The organism is Enterobacter cloacae complex sp. HYC074_NIDB (assembly GCF_056673345.1).
In genome coordinates, this window is record NZ_CP114214.1 from 2,599,539 (window position 1) to 2,612,796 (window position 13,258).

Genomic DNA, 13,258 nt, shown 5'->3' on the forward strand with positions numbered 1-13,258 from the left:
AGCTTAAAAAATGACGCCCATTTTGATACTGAGTTCCGGGTGCTGATCGACATACTTCATATAGCTTTCCGGGCTGGTGGTGAAGGTGACGACCGGGTCGATCAGATCTTCGCAATTGAGATAACCGTTCATCAGCAATTCCCAGCAGGTCTCTTCAATACGCTTGCGGCTCCAGCGCGGATAATCCGGGTTGGGTTCACTGCATGCGCGGGAGAAGACAATTTTGGCGTTATTGAAGTGTGCTTCGCGACCAAGGTTGAAGCCTGCCGCAAACGGCTTGGCGAAAGCCACGTAGGAGATCGTTCCACCGTAGGCGAGACCGCGCAGCGCAGATTGCAGCGCATCTGCAAATCCGCTGGTTTCGATGATCACATCGGCGCCCTGCTTGCCGGTCAGTTTCTTAATTTCCAGACCGACATCGGTACCGATTGGGTTCAGGCAGTGGTCTGCACCGTGACGGCAGGCGATCTCACAGCGATGTTCGATAGGATCGACACCAATAACCACTGACGCACCGGCTTTTTTCGCCAACTGAATCGCAATCTGGCCAATCGCGCCCAGCCCCACAACCACGACGAAATCCCCTACGCGGACGTTAGCATCACGCACGCCGCTCATGGCGAACTGCGCCGGATCGTAGCAAACGGCGTTTTTCCAGGATGCGCCCTGCGGCATTTTGCGCAGCTTATAGTTGTTCACCGCGTTTACGATGACCGTTTCCTGCAACGGGCCGTAGCAGCAGACGCTGTCGCCGATCTGGTATTCCGTCACGTCCGCACCACATTCGATAATGTCGCCGACGATCATGTTCCCCAGCTGGAATTTACCAAATTCGATGCCGCGCGCTGCACCTTTTTCACGCGGGGTAAACATCTGCCACTCAGCGTTGAACTCTTCATCGATGAACGGGCTTGCCGCGCGGAAATCCACGACTTCGGTGCCGTGTTTCGGGGCACCATAACGGGCACGAATCTTCACCTCATGTGCTGCAACAGGACGATCTTCGTATTCCACCAGCGCCGCTACACGAGGCGCTGTCGCAACTAATTTTTTCATGACTGACTCCTTGTTAATATCGGCCGCCTCAGCCCTTCACGCCGCCGGCGGTCAAACCACTTTTAATGAAACGTTCAGACAGGGCATACATAATGACGACCGGAAGTGCCGTTACCAGCGATGCCGCCATCATGCGACCCCAGATGTAATCTGGCGTACTGAAGAGCGTGTTCAGCCCCACCGGCAACGTGAAGTTGCTGGCGCTGGACAGGAAAATGGAGGCGAACAGATAGTCATTCCACGCCACCATGAAGCAGTAGACAAAGACCGACACCAGACCCGAGATCGCCAGCGGCACGGTGATGCGGAAGATGATTTGCAGGCGGTTCAGGCCGTCCATCATCGCGGCTTCTTCGATTTCGTCCGGGATGGTGTCGAAATAGCTGCGCAGCATAAAGACCGCGGTAGGCAACGTCTGCGTCACCATGGTGATGATCACCGCCAGTTCGGTGTCATAAATGCCGAGCGCGGTGATGATTTTGAACAGCGGCACCACCAGCAGGATCCCGGAGAACATATAGACGGTGTAGAAGCTCGCATTGATCGTCGTGCGCCCTTTAAAGCGCAGTTTGGATAACGCATACGCGCCCAGCGTACCGAGAAACACCGCAATGACCGAGGAGGTCAGCGACACCACCATGCTGTTACGGAAGTAATCCACAAACGGGAAAATCAGCGGGTTAAAGATGTCGATGTAGTGCTGTAGCGTCCACTCCTGCGGCAGAATGGTCGGGTGCAGCGAGATCGCCTCTTTCGCGCTTTTGAATGACGTCATCAACATTACAAAAAACGGAAACAGCGTGATAATCAGGAATACCGCCAGTCCCAGATAAAAACCGATACGGCCCAGAACGCGTTTATTTGTTGCCATTGAGGTTTACCCTTTTTCTGGTCAGCAGAATGACCGCGAAGATGATCACAAACAGCACAACGGAAATGGCGGCTGCTTTACCCAGGTCATTGAACGCAAAGGCGGTTTTGTAGAGATATACGCCCAGAATGTCGACCTTGGTGGTGAGCAGATACACATCCGCAAACATGTAGAACATCCAGATGGTTCGCAGCGTGACCACCGTGGCCAGCACCGGCATGATGGCGGGCAACGTCACGATACGAAAACGCTGCCAGGCATTCGCCCCGTCCATCTCTGCCGCTTCGTACAATGATTTATCAATGGTCTGCAAAATTGCGAGGAACGAGATAAAGGCGTACGGGAAGTAACGCCAGATGGCGAACAGCACAACCAGGACAAAACTGCTGCCAGGATTATCGAACCACAGCGGCGCCTGATCGTAGAGATGCAGCAGATCAACGCCCAGGTAGTTCACAATCCCGTAGCCGTTGTTGAACATGTATTTCCAGGCAAATACCAGTGAAATAGACGGCGTCACGTAGGACAGAATCACCAGTGAACGTGCCGTTTTCCGCATGCGGAATTCACGGTTAAAGAAGATCGCTACGGCCAGTCCCAACCCGGTGCTGCCGAGCACGACCAGGGCCGTATACCAGAACGTCATCCACAGGGAGTGCCAGAACGCAGCATCGCCCAGAATGCGAATGTAGTTATCCAGGCCGACGAACACCGCATCAATACGCGGGTTCAGCGGTAAACGTAAAAAACTGATTTCAATGTTGGAAATCATTGGCCAGGCCACCAGGCCCCCCAGCAAAATCAGGCTGGGGGCCAACAGCAGCATGGCGAAAGGCATATCTGAACGACCAGAAAACAACGTCTTCATAATTCCCTTCGCAAAGCGCTCCTATCGTTGTGAGATCAGGTCAGTCAGTTTCTTCTGGCTGTTGCTTAACGTCGCATTGAGATCTTTTTGTCCCACCGTTACGTTATGCACCATGGAACTGATAATGCCGGACCCGGTAACATCTCCCATGCGGGTAAAGTTTTTGTCGCCTACGGCGCCAAATACCTGGACGTTCGGGAACTGCGCAATCAGCTCGTAAGGCAGTTGACCAAAGGCTTTGATCACGTCGTTGTTTTTCCAGCTCTCAGTGCCCACCACGAGTTTGTTCACCGGCAGCGCCGCACCAGGGGACATCATCACCCAGTCAGACGCGTTTTGAGCCTGCTCCATCCAGGTCACAAATTTTTCTGCCGCCTGCGTTTCCTCTTCGGTCTGGCCGGTCGTGATCGTCAACGAGGTGATCATGCCGTACACGGCTGATGATTTTTCCGTCGGGACCACGAACCCCAGGTTGGCCGGATTGCCATCTTTGTAGACCGCGGGCAGGATATAGGTGGAGTAAACGGCCATCGGCGCAGAGCCGTTCATGAAGGCGTCTTTGATCTCCATGACATCATTCGAGCCCGGCATGGTGTTCGCGGCCAGTGCCCGATAAAACGCCAGCGCTTTCGACATTTCAGGGGTATCGATTTTCACGTTGCCGTTTGCATCAAAGACGTTGGCTCCGCCTGACAACGCAAACTGCGAGAAAGCCTGCTCGGTCATGACGCTTTCTGCGGTTGGCAGCGCGATACCGTAATGTTTTTTCGCCGGATCGTTGAGCGACTGACTGGCCTTCAGCAGTTGCTCCCAGTTGTGCGGTTCTTCGATTCCTGCTGCCGCGAGCGCATCTTTGTGATACCAGACGCCGGACAGCCAGGCGCTAACCGGCACCCCCGTCCATGCCTTGCCGTCTTCAGTGCGAACAACGCGTAAAATGCCGTCATAAAAGGTATCTTCACCGACGGCTTTAATCGCGTTGCCGATCGCGTCACGGTCCAGCAGTTGCTCTTTATCCATGACTTTGGCGTAGTCATGGCTGACTTCAATCACTTCCGGCAGCGCGCCGGTACGGGCCAACGTAATGACCTTGGTGTTATAGGCATCTTCCTCAACGGGTACCTGTTTCACCGTAATAGTCGGGTTCTCTTTCTCGAATTTTTCGATCAGTTTCGTAATAACTGCCTGACGCTCCTGTTCTACCGACGAGTGCATAAACTCAATTGTGACCTGAGATGCTTTATCGTCCTTACAGCCTGATAACAGGGCGCACGAAACCAGTGCTGATAACAGCACAATTTTGGGCATTTTCATTTTAGGGTCCTTTTTAGTTTTCTTTAATCCACATTACCTGCCATGGATTGAGGTTCAGTTCCGTACCGCTAATATCGTGTCCTGATAGTAATTCCCTACCAAAGAGCGTTTGTCCATAAATGGTCTGCATTTTATTGCTAAAATTAAATAATGCTGTCATTCGCTCGCCATTTTCAGCAACACGAACAATTTTAAGAATATGTTCGCCGATTGCGTCAAAAATAGCCTGACTATCCGGATGGAACGCACTCTCGCCGCGACGAATAGCAATAAGCTCACTCAAACGAGAATAAATTTGATAACGAATACTCTTCTTATTATTGAGTTCCAGATCAACCTGACCTGCGGTGTATTTCTTCCTGTTTATTGCGCGGTTATATCCAAGACGTTCGACACCTTCATAATCGTTACGCGAACCGAGAATGCTTTGAATATATACAGCCGGTACGCCAGGAAAACTTAACAACACAGCATGCGCCAGGATGAACCGTGCAATGCGCTCATCATCTGAGCTGTCTCGCAAACTCAACGCATCAAGATAGGTGACATTAATTTCATAGGGGCTTCGCGTACCGTCAGGATTATTTTTCCAGTTGACCAGCGCGCCTTCCTGCTGAAGCTTTTCAACCAGCGAGAGGATCTCTGATTCCGGAAGGATGCCGCGTAACGGGTTCAAACCGATACCATCATGCGAGGCCAGGAAATTAAACCAGGTGGTATGAGTTGAAGGCAGCGCCAGTGACCCCGCCCACTGGCATAGGGCTTTAACATCCTGACGATGAACAGCATGCAGCACCAGCGGAGGTAAGGAAAACTGATAGACCATCTGGGCTTCATTTTCACCATCACCGAAGTAAGAGACATTGTCTTTGTGGGGAACATTTGTCTCAGTGATGATCACCGTTCCAGGCGCCACAGCGTCCGTAATGGCGCGGAACAGCTGGATAAGGCAATGGGTTTGTTCCAGATGGATACAGGTGGTTCCCGGGATCTTCCACATAAACCCGACCGCATCCAGACGGATATAACGCGCCCCTTCCATGAGGTAATGGAGCAGAACGTCAACCATGGCAATCAGCACCTGCGGCGAGGCGAAATTGAGATCGATCTGGTCATCGCTGAATGTGGTCCACAGATGACGAACGCTGCCATCATGAAGCGTGAACGGCGTCAGCAGCGGTAATGCGCGTGGACGCGTCACCGCGGATAAATCGGTTTCGGGGTCGACAGAAATAAAGAAATCTTCGTAGCCCGGCTTCTGCGCAAGATAATTAGCAAACCATTCGCTTTTCGCTGACATATGATTGCAAACGAAGTCAAACATTAAGCTGGCTGAATGTTTTAATTCCGCGACATCTCGCCAGGTTCCTGTTTCAGGAGCAACCTCGTGATAATCAATAACGGAAAATCCATCATCCGAAGACCACGGATAAAAAGGTAACAGATGGACATGGGAAAACGTACGAGAAAGCCATTCATTATAGAACCGGGTAAATACCGGCAACGCTTGCTCCCCTTTTGCGGAGAACTGATCGGCATAGGTAATCAGCACAACGTCTTTTTCATCCCAGCCTGACTTACGCTTTTCCGTAATATTAGTCGCCGCTTTTTCAAGCTTAGTTAATAACACGTTAAGGTGTGCATCTGAAAATGATTCACCGTAGATATGATTGATGAGTTTTTTAATTTTTGCGTTCACATTATTTTCCATGGTAGCGGTCCCACGGAGTGGCAATCTACTCCCATGAAAAATAACTGTCAACGGACCCGGGGGCAGAAAGCAGCATTCTCAGCGCAGCGCAACGCATTATTGTGAGCTGCCGCAAAGAAAGCAGAAAAGCAGAAGAAACGCAGAAAGGAAAGTCATGCCCCTTCTCTGGGGGAGAAAGGGCTTATGCGGGAGGATCTAGCGTGACAAGTAGCGCCGGGAAACGCGTTTTGCCAGTTTCTGTAACAGCGGCTCCAGAGCGACCGCCAGCATCATTCTGACCGGCTTGCGGGCAACAGACTTGATCGCCCAACCCGCCACACCGGCCGGGCCATAACGTAACGCCGTCATCAGAACCAGTTTACCTGCGATTTTCAGGCCGGGTTTTACCTTCTGACCGGCCTGTTGCCAGTTTTGTTTCATGTAAGTTCTCTCTTAAAGCTGACGAAAACGACTTCTCAGCGTAAAGGTATCGGAGGTGACATAACGTTCCATCTCGCGCAATCGCTTCTCCCCTGCGCTCAGCTGTTCATCCACCGCGTTCAGGAGATCGCTGCTGGTTGGCGTGTTCTCAGCATTCAGCTCACCTTCCGGCATAGGATCGAGTACAAACGACAGAATGATGTATGCCACCAGCGTAATAAAGGCCAGGCCGAAGAAAATCGACAATACGGTGACCACACGCACCAGTTTTACCGGGACATCCAGATAGTGCGCCAGCCCGGCGCAAACGCCCCGAACCATGCCCTGCTGTGGGATCCGCCACAGTTTTTTATTCAGATTCAGTCCAGCCATTACCGTTCCCTCCAGTTTGGGTGTTCCGCGTCCAGGATGGCTTCCAGCGCCTGAATACGTTCGCGCATTTTATTTGCCTCGGCAGAGAGCTGCGCCAGCCGCTGTTGTTCACTCTGCGACAGCTCACCGCGTGAAGAGCGGTTGCTGTAGTGCAGCCATAACCATATGGGCAGAACAAACAGCACGAAAATGGTCAGGGGTATAGCCAGAAAAAGCGCGCTCATGTGTACTCCTTGTCTAACGATGCGGCACGCTCAGGTGCCGCAGGAATTATTATTGGTTGTCTTGTTTCATTTTGGCTTTCAGCGCAGCCAGTTGCTCGCTAATTTCATCATCGGCCTTCAGGTCAGCAAACTGCTGATCCAGGGTTTTCTGCTTACCGATGCTGTGGCTTTCGGCTTCCGCTTCCATGTGGTCGATACGACGTTCAAACGATTCGAAACGCGCCATTGCTTCATCCAGTTTGCCGCTGTCCAGCTGGCGACGCACGTCGCGGGACGAGCTTGCAGCCTGGTGGCGCAGCGCCAGCGCCTGTTGACGTGCACGGGTTTCGCTGAGTTTGTTTTCAAGCTCACCAATCTCTTTCTTCATACGCGTCAGAGTATCATCCACCAGCGTCACTTCATGTTCCAGCGTGGCAACCATGTCGGTCAGCTTCTGCTTCTCAATCAGCGCAGCGCGGGCCAGATCTTCTTTACCTTTACGCAGCGCCAGTTCCGCTTTTTCCTGCCACTCGTTAAGCTGGGCAGTCGCCTGCTCGATACGACGTGTTAACTGCTTTTTCTCTGCCAGCGCGCGGGCGGAGGTGGAGCGTACTTCAACCAGCGTGTCTTCCATCTCCTGAATCATCAGGCGCACCAGCTTCTGCGGATCTTCCGCTTTCTCCAGCAGCGAGTTGATGTTGGCGTTCACGATGTCGGCAAAACGAGAAAAAATACCCATAATTCAATCCTCATAGTTCTGTTATCGGGCGATGCCCTGCTGAACAGATAATACAAATCCCATGCCAACTTTTTATCTTATTGATTTTACTCAATGTGATTGATATTTATCCATCCAGCGGCTATTCTCACCTGGTGAATATCACTAAGGAGTGGTTAATTTCATCATGGCTGAATATAAAGATAATTTGCTTGGCGAAGCCAACAGCTTCCTGGAAGTGCTTGAACAGGTTTCGCGCCTCGCGCCGCTGAATAAACCGGTGCTGATTATCGGTGAGCGCGGAACGGGTAAAGAACTTATCGCTAACCGCCTGCACTTTCTGTCTGGCCGCTGGGACGGCCCTTTTATTTCCCTTAACTGCGCGGCGTTGAATGAAAATCTGCTCGACACCGAGCTGTTTGGTCATGAAGCTGGCGCCTTTACCGGCGCACAAAAACGCCATCCCGGACGCTTTGAGCGCGCCGATGGCGGAACGCTCTTTCTCGACGAGCTGGCGACCGCGCCGATGCTGGTGCAGGAAAAGCTGCTGCGCGTCATTGAGTATGGCGAACTGGAACGCGTTGGCGGCAGTCAGCCGCTCCAGGTTAACGTTCGCCTGGTGTGCGCTACTAACGCCGACCTGCCCGCGATGGTGGCAGAAGACAAATTCCGCGCCGACCTGCTGGACAGGCTGGCTTTCGATGTCGTTCAGCTGCCGCCGCTGCGGGAGCGACGTAGCGATATCATGCTGCTGGCCGATCAGTTTGCCATTCAGATGTGTCGGGAACTGGGCCTGCCGCTCTTTCCGGGCTTTAGCGAACAGGCCACTGAGACCCTGCTCGGTTACCACTGGCCGGGCAATATTCGTGAACTGAAAAACGTGGTGGAACGGTCCGTTTACCGGCATGGCAGCAGCGAAACCGAACTGGACAACATTATTCTCGATCCGTTTCGTCGCGAGGATAAACAGCCCCCGGTTCCGGCGACGCGCCAGCAGGATCCGGCGTTGCCGCTCGATTTACGCCAGTTCCAGCATCAGCAGGAACAAAACTTGCTCGAGCAGAGCCTGAAAGAGGCGAAATATAATCAGAAACGGGCGGCTGAACTGCTGGGCCTGACCTACCATCAGTTAAGGGCATTGCTCAAAAAACATCAAATGCGCTGACATTATCAGCACTTACCCCCAGACATTTTTACGAAGCAGGCGTAAGTGCGATACACTTTGCAGATCGAATCTAAAAACCTTAAAAACTATGCGCCTGGTTTTATCGTCCCTGTTTGCACTCGGTCTGTTCAGCAATCTGGCCTTTGCTGCGCCCGATCGCGCTGTGCCCCCTGATATCCGAGAGAGTGGTTTCGTCTATTGCGTCAGCGGGCAAGTTGATACCTTTAACCCACAAAAAGCGGGGAGCGGCCTGATTGTTGATACGCTGGCCGCACAGCTCTACGATCGCCTGCTCGACGTCGATCCTTATACCTATCGGCTGGTTCCGGAGCTTGCTGAAAGTTGGGAAGTGCTTGATAACGGTGCTACATACCGCTTTCGTCTACGCGATGATGTCGCCTTTCAGCACACCCCGTGGTTTACGCCAACCCGTAAACTCAACGCGGATGACGTGGTTTTCACCTTCCAGCGCATATTCAACCGAAATCATCCGTGGCATAACGTTAATGGCGGGAACTTCCCCTATTTCGACAGTCTGCAATTCGCGGACTCGGTCAAAAGCGTTCGTAAGCTGGATAACCGCACGGTTGAGTTTCGCCTGACTCGCCCGGACGCCTCCTTCCTCTGGCATCTGGCGACGCACTACGCCTCGGTCATGTCAGCCGAATACGCAGATCAGCTGACGAAAAAGGATCGTCAGGAACGTCTCGATCGTGAGCCTGTGGGCACAGGTCCGTTCCAGTTAGCAGAGTACCGCGCCGGACAATACATTCGCCTGCAACGCCACGATCGTTTCTGGCGCGGCAAACCGCTGATGCCGCAGGTAATTGTCGATCTGGGTTCAGGTGGAACAGGCCGACTCTCCAAACTGCTGACCGGCGAGTGCGACGTGCTTGCCTGGCCTGCGGCCAGCCAGTTGACCATTTTGCGCGACGACCCACGCCTGCGCCTGACCCTGCGCCCGGGAATGAACATCGCTTATCTGGCGTTTAACACCGATAAGCCGCCGCTGAATAATCCGGCCGTGCGCCATGCGCTGGCGTTAGCGATCAACAATCAGCGTCTGATGCAGTCGATTTACTACGGGACCGCGGAAACCGCCGCCTCTATTCTTCCGCGCGCCTCCTGGGCCTATGACGGCGAGGCGAAGATTACCGAATATAATCCGGCGAAAGCGCGCGAACAGCTTAAAGCGCTGGGGGCAGAAAACCTGACGCTACAGCTGTGGGTGCCCACCAGCTCTCAGGCGTGGAACCCCAGCCCGCTGAAAACGGCTGAGCTGTTGCAGGCTGATATGGCGCAGGTGGGCGTTAAGGTGATCATCGTGCCTGTCGAAGGCCGTTTCCAGGAGGCGCGTCTGATGGACATGAATCACGACTTAACGCTGGCTGGCTGGTCCACCGACAGTAACGACCCGGACAGCTTCTTCCGTCCTCTGCTGAGCTGTGCGGCAATCAACTCCCAGACCAACTACGCCCACTGGTGTAACCGGGAATTTGATGCCGTGCTGCAAAAAGCGTTGGCGTCTCAACAGCTTGCCTCACGCATTGAGGCCTATGATGAAGCGCAAAATATTCTGGCCAGAGAACTTCCCGTGTTGCCGCTTGCCTCTTCCCTGCGCCTCCAGGCCTACCGTTACGATATTAAAGGGCTGGTACTCAGCCCGTTTGGTAACGCCTCCTTCGCGGGCGTCACCCGTGAGAAAGAACAAGAGGTGAAGAAACCATGATTATATTTACCTTGCGTCGGCTGCTGTTACTGCTGGTCACCCTGTTCTTCCTGACCTTTGTCGGCTTTAGCCTGAGCTACTTTACGCCGCACGCCCCGCTTCAGGGCTCATCCCTCTGGGACGCCTGGCTGTTCTGGTTTAATGGCCTGCTACACTGGGATTTTGGCGTGTCCAGCATTAACGGACAGCTCATCTCCGAGCAGCTGAAAGTGGTTTTCCCGGCCACCATGGAGCTGTGTGTACTCGCCTTTGGCTTTGCCCTCATGGTGGGGATCCCGGTGGGGATGCTGGCGGGCATTTATCGTAATAAGTGGCAGGATAAATTCATCAGCGCGCTTGCCTTAATTGGCTTTTCCATCCCTGTTTTCTGGCTGGCGCTACTGCTTACCCTCTTCTTCTCACTGACGTTAGGCTGGCTGCCGGTATCTGGCCGTTTTGATCTGCTGTATAACGTGCAAACGGTGAGCGGCTTCGCCATCGTTGACGCCTGGCTTTCTGATTCAGTCTGGCGCGACGAAATGATCGTGAGCGCGCTGCGCCACATGGTGCTGCCGGTGCTCACGCTGGCCGTCGCGCCGACGACCGAAGTAATTCGCCTGATGCGTATCAGCACTATCGACGTCTTCGATCAAAACTATGTGAAGGCCGCCGCCACGCGCGGACTGTCTCGCCTGACGATTCTCCGTCGCCATGTGCTACACAATGCGTTGCCACCCGTAATCCCACGTCTTGGGCTGCAATTTTCAACCATGCTGACGCTGGCGATGATCACCGAGATGGTTTTCAGCTGGCCGGGCCTTGGACGCTGGATGATCAACGCCATTCGCCAGCAGGATTACGCGGCGATCTCTGCCGGCGTGATGGTGATTGGCTCCCTGGTCATTATTGTTAACGTTGTTTCCGATATTTTGGGTGCCATGGCCAACCCATTGAAGCATAAGGAATGGTATGCCTTACGATAACGTCTACAGCGAAAAGCGCACGCCCGGTGCGCTACGTACCGTGTGGCGTAATTTTTACGGCGACACCACGGCGATGATCGGCTTTTACGGCTGCATTGGCCTCGTGTTGCTGTGCGTTTTGGGTTCGTGGTTTGCACCGTATGGCATCGATCAGCAGTTCCTTGGTTATCAGCTTTTACCGCCGTCGTGGTCGCGTTACGGGGAGGTTTCGTTCTTCCTGGGGACTGACGATCTCGGACGCGACGTGCTAAGTCGTTTACTGAGCGGCGCCGCACCTACGGTAGGCGGCGCGTTCGTGGTCACCCTGGCTGCCGCGATCTGCGGCCTGGCGCTGGGCATTTTTGCCGGCTCAACCCACGGGCTGCGGTCGGCCGTGCTTAACCATATTCTTGATACCCTGCTCTCTATTCCTTCGCTGCTGCTGGCGATTATCGTCGTGGCCTTCGCGGGGCCGCACCTCACCCATGCGATGTTCGCCGTCTGGCTGGCCATTCTGCCGCGCATGGTGCGTTCGGTTTACAGCCTGGTTCACGACGAGCTGGAAAAAGAGTATGTCGTCGCCGCCCGTCTGGATGGCGCCACCACGTTTAATATTTTGTGGTTTGCCGTGCTGCCTAACATTGCCGCCGGGCTGGTGACGGAGATCACCCGCGCCCTGTCGATGGCGATTCTGGATATCGCAGCGCTGGGCTTCCTGGACCTTGGCGCGCAGCTTCCCTCCCCGGAATGGGGCGCCATGCTCGGCGATGCGCTGGAGCTGATTTACGTTGCGCCGTGGACGGTCATGCTGCCGGGCGCGGCCATCATGGTGAGCGTGCTGCTCGTTAACCTGCTGGGCGACGGGATCCGCCGCGCAATCAATGCGGGGGTGCAATAATGCCGTTACTCGATATCCGCAACCTCACGATAGAAATTAAAACGGGCGAAGGCTGGGTCAAGGCCGTGGATCGCATCAGCATTACGCTCGCAGAGGGCGAAATCCGCGGGCTGGTGGGCGAATCGGGTTCGGGGAAAAGTCTGATCGCCAAGGCCATTTGCGGCGTTGCGAAAGACAACTGGCGGGTGACCGCCGATCGTATGCGCTTCGACGACATCGATCTGTTGCGTCTCTCCCCGCGCGAACGCCGTAAACTGGTGGGCCATAACGTCTCGATGATTTTCCAGGAGCCGCAATCCTGTCTCGATCCGTCCGAGCGCGTCGGGAAACAGCTGATGCAGAACATCCCCGGCTGGACCTATAAAGGCCGCTGGTGGCAGCGTTTCGGCTGGCGCAAACGCCGTGCCATTGAGCTGTTGCACCGTGTCGGGATCAAAGACCATAAAGACGCGATGCGCAGTTTCCCCTACGAACTGACCGACGGTGAATGCCAGAAAGTGATGATTGCCATCGCCCTGGCGAATCAGCCGCGTCTGCTGATTGCGGACGAACCAACGAACGCGATGGAGCCAACCACCCAGGCGCAGATTTTCCGCCTGCTCACGCGTCTGAACCAGAATAACAACACCACCATTTTGCTGATCAGCCACGACCTGCAAATGCTGAGCAAGTGGGCGGATAAAATTGATGTAATGTATTGCGGCCAGACGGTAGAAACCGCGCCAAGTGAAGACCTGGTGACGACGCCACATCATCCCTACACGCAGGCGCTGATCAGGGCGATCCCGGACTTTGGCAGCGCGATGCCGCACAAAAGCCGTCTGAATACGCTGCCTGGCGCGATACCGCTGCTGGAATCGCTGCCCATTGGCTGCCGTCTGGGACCACGTTGCCCGTATGCTCAGCGTAAATGCATTGAAACACCGCGCCTGACAGGGCCGAAAAACCATCTGTTTGCCTGTCATTTCCCGCTGAACATGGAGAGAGAGTGA

14 protein-coding genes are annotated in these 13,258 nt (G+C 54.2%); 5 read left to right on the forward strand and 9 right to left on the reverse strand.

The features are described 5' to 3' along the window. Window positions 1–3 precede the first annotated feature (3 nt). The 9 genes from ycjQ to pspA all read right to left on the reverse strand — a co-directional run bounded on the left by ycjQ (window position 4) and on the right by pspA (window position 7,554). The gene (gene ycjQ / locus O1724_RS12675) at window positions 4–1,056 is read right to left on the reverse strand and encodes a D-guloside 3-dehydrogenase (RefSeq protein ID WP_045333117.1); all 1,053 of its coding nucleotides are present in this window, start codon (window positions 1,054–1,056) and stop codon (window positions 4–6) included. A gap of 28 nt (window positions 1,057–1,084) precedes the next feature. Then, on the reverse strand, window positions 1,085–1,927 hold the full coding sequence (locus O1724_RS12680) for a carbohydrate ABC transporter permease (RefSeq protein ID WP_126297055.1): 843 nt from the start codon (window positions 1,925–1,927) through the stop codon (window positions 1,085–1,087). After that, on the reverse strand, window positions 1,914–2,795 hold the full coding sequence (locus tag O1724_RS12685; RefSeq protein WP_003856862.1) for a carbohydrate ABC transporter permease: 882 nt from the start codon (window positions 2,793–2,795) through the stop codon (window positions 1,914–1,916). The genes O1724_RS12680 and O1724_RS12685 overlap by 14 nt, the downstream gene beginning before the upstream one ends. A gap of 21 nt (window positions 2,796–2,816) precedes the next feature. Continuing rightward, entirely contained in the window at window positions 2,817–4,109 is a 1,293-nt protein-coding gene (locus O1724_RS12690) for an ABC transporter substrate-binding protein (RefSeq protein WP_003856860.1), read from the reverse strand. Between the two features lie 13 nt (window positions 4,110–4,122). Beyond that, window positions 4,123–5,820 (reverse strand): sugar phosphorylase, encoded by a 1,698-nt coding sequence (locus O1724_RS12695; protein ID WP_126297054.1) that lies wholly within the window; start codon window positions 5,818–5,820, stop codon window positions 4,123–4,125. Between the two features lie 195 nt (window positions 5,821–6,015). Further along, a complete protein-coding gene (pspD, locus tag O1724_RS12700; protein WP_003856857.1) occupies window positions 6,016–6,240 on the reverse strand; it encodes a phage shock protein PspD in 225 nt (74 codons plus the stop codon). A gap of 12 nt (window positions 6,241–6,252) precedes the next feature. Next, window positions 6,253–6,612: an envelope stress response membrane protein PspC gene (pspC, locus tag O1724_RS12705; RefSeq protein ID WP_003856855.1), complete on the reverse strand. Its 360-nt coding sequence runs from the start codon at window positions 6,610–6,612 to the stop codon at window positions 6,253–6,255. After that, entirely contained in the window at window positions 6,612–6,836 is a 225-nt protein-coding gene (gene pspB, locus O1724_RS12710; RefSeq protein WP_003856853.1) for an envelope stress response membrane protein PspB, read from the reverse strand. Before pspB ends, pspC begins: the two co-directional genes overlap by 1 nt. 49 nt (window positions 6,837–6,885) lie before the next feature. Then, window positions 6,886–7,554, reverse strand: a complete 669-nt coding sequence (gene pspA, locus O1724_RS12715) for a phage shock protein PspA (RefSeq protein WP_126297053.1) — start codon at window positions 7,552–7,554, stop codon at window positions 6,886–6,888. 151 nt (window positions 7,555–7,705) lie between these two features. On the opposite strand from pspA, the gene pspF reads away from it, so the two are divergent. The 5 genes from pspF to sapD all read left to right on the forward strand — a co-directional run bounded on the left by pspF (window position 7,706) and on the right by sapD (window position 13,258). Continuing rightward, window positions 7,706–8,698 (forward strand): phage shock protein operon transcriptional activator, encoded by a 993-nt coding sequence (gene pspF, locus O1724_RS12720; RefSeq protein ID WP_160863291.1) that lies wholly within the window; start codon window positions 7,706–7,708, stop codon window positions 8,696–8,698. 88 nt (window positions 8,699–8,786) lie between these two features. Continuing rightward, window positions 8,787–10,427: an ABC transporter substrate-binding protein SapA gene (gene sapA, locus O1724_RS12725; protein ID WP_003856847.1), complete on the forward strand. Its 1,641-nt coding sequence runs from the start codon at window positions 8,787–8,789 to the stop codon at window positions 10,425–10,427. Then, the gene (gene sapB / locus O1724_RS12730; RefSeq protein ID WP_003856845.1) at window positions 10,424–11,389 is read left to right on the forward strand and encodes a putrescine export ABC transporter permease SapB; all 966 of its coding nucleotides are present in this window, start codon (window positions 10,424–10,426) and stop codon (window positions 11,387–11,389) included. Before sapA ends, sapB begins: the two co-directional genes overlap by 4 nt. Next, window positions 11,376–12,266 carry a putrescine export ABC transporter permease SapC gene (gene sapC, locus O1724_RS12735; protein ID WP_003856843.1) on the forward strand — a complete coding sequence of 297 codons (891 nt, stop codon included), beginning with the start codon at window positions 11,376–11,378 and terminating at the stop codon, window positions 12,264–12,266. The genes sapB and sapC overlap by 14 nt, the downstream gene beginning before the upstream one ends. Next, window positions 12,266–13,258 (forward strand): putrescine export ABC transporter ATP-binding protein SapD, encoded by a 993-nt coding sequence (gene sapD, locus O1724_RS12740; RefSeq protein ID WP_003856840.1) that lies wholly within the window; start codon window positions 12,266–12,268, stop codon window positions 13,256–13,258. Before sapC ends, sapD begins: the two co-directional genes overlap by 1 nt.

Bases quoted from the DNA above. Each gene is read 5' to 3' on its own strand.
- ycjQ (WP_045333117.1), bottom strand. From the start codon at position 1,056: ATGAAAAAATTAGTTGCGACAGCGCCTCGTGTAGCGGCGCTGGTGGAA.
- O1724_RS12680 (WP_126297055.1), bottom strand. From the start codon at position 1,927: ATGGCAACAAATAAACGCGTTCTGGGCCGTATCGGTTTTTATCTGGGA.
- O1724_RS12685 (WP_003856862.1), bottom strand. From the start codon at position 2,795: ATGAAGACGTTGTTTTCTGGTCGTTCAGATATGCCTTTCGCCATGCTG.
- O1724_RS12690 (WP_003856860.1), bottom strand. From the start codon at position 4,109: ATGAAAATGCCCAAAATTGTGCTGTTATCAGCACTGGTTTCGTGCGCC.
- O1724_RS12695 (WP_126297054.1), bottom strand. From the start codon at position 5,820: ATGGAAAATAATGTGAACGCAAAAATTAAAAAACTCATCAATCATATC.
- pspD (WP_003856857.1), bottom strand. From the start codon at position 6,240: ATGAAACAAAACTGGCAACAGGCCGGTCAGAAGGTAAAACCCGGCCTG.
- pspC (WP_003856855.1), bottom strand. From the start codon at position 6,612: ATGGCTGGACTGAATCTGAATAAAAAACTGTGGCGGATCCCACAGCAG.
- pspB (WP_003856853.1), bottom strand. From the start codon at position 6,836: ATGAGCGCGCTTTTTCTGGCTATACCCCTGACCATTTTCGTGCTGTTT.
- pspA (WP_126297053.1), bottom strand. From the start codon at position 7,554: ATGGGTATTTTTTCTCGTTTTGCCGACATCGTGAACGCCAACATCAAC.
- sapA (WP_003856847.1), top strand. From the start codon at position 8,787: ATGCGCCTGGTTTTATCGTCCCTGTTTGCACTCGGTCTGTTCAGCAAT.
- sapB (WP_003856845.1), top strand. From the start codon at position 10,424: ATGATTATATTTACCTTGCGTCGGCTGCTGTTACTGCTGGTCACCCTG.
- sapC (WP_003856843.1), top strand. From the start codon at position 11,376: ATGCCTTACGATAACGTCTACAGCGAAAAGCGCACGCCCGGTGCGCTA.
- sapD (WP_003856840.1), top strand. From the start codon at position 12,266: ATGCCGTTACTCGATATCCGCAACCTCACGATAGAAATTAAAACGGGC.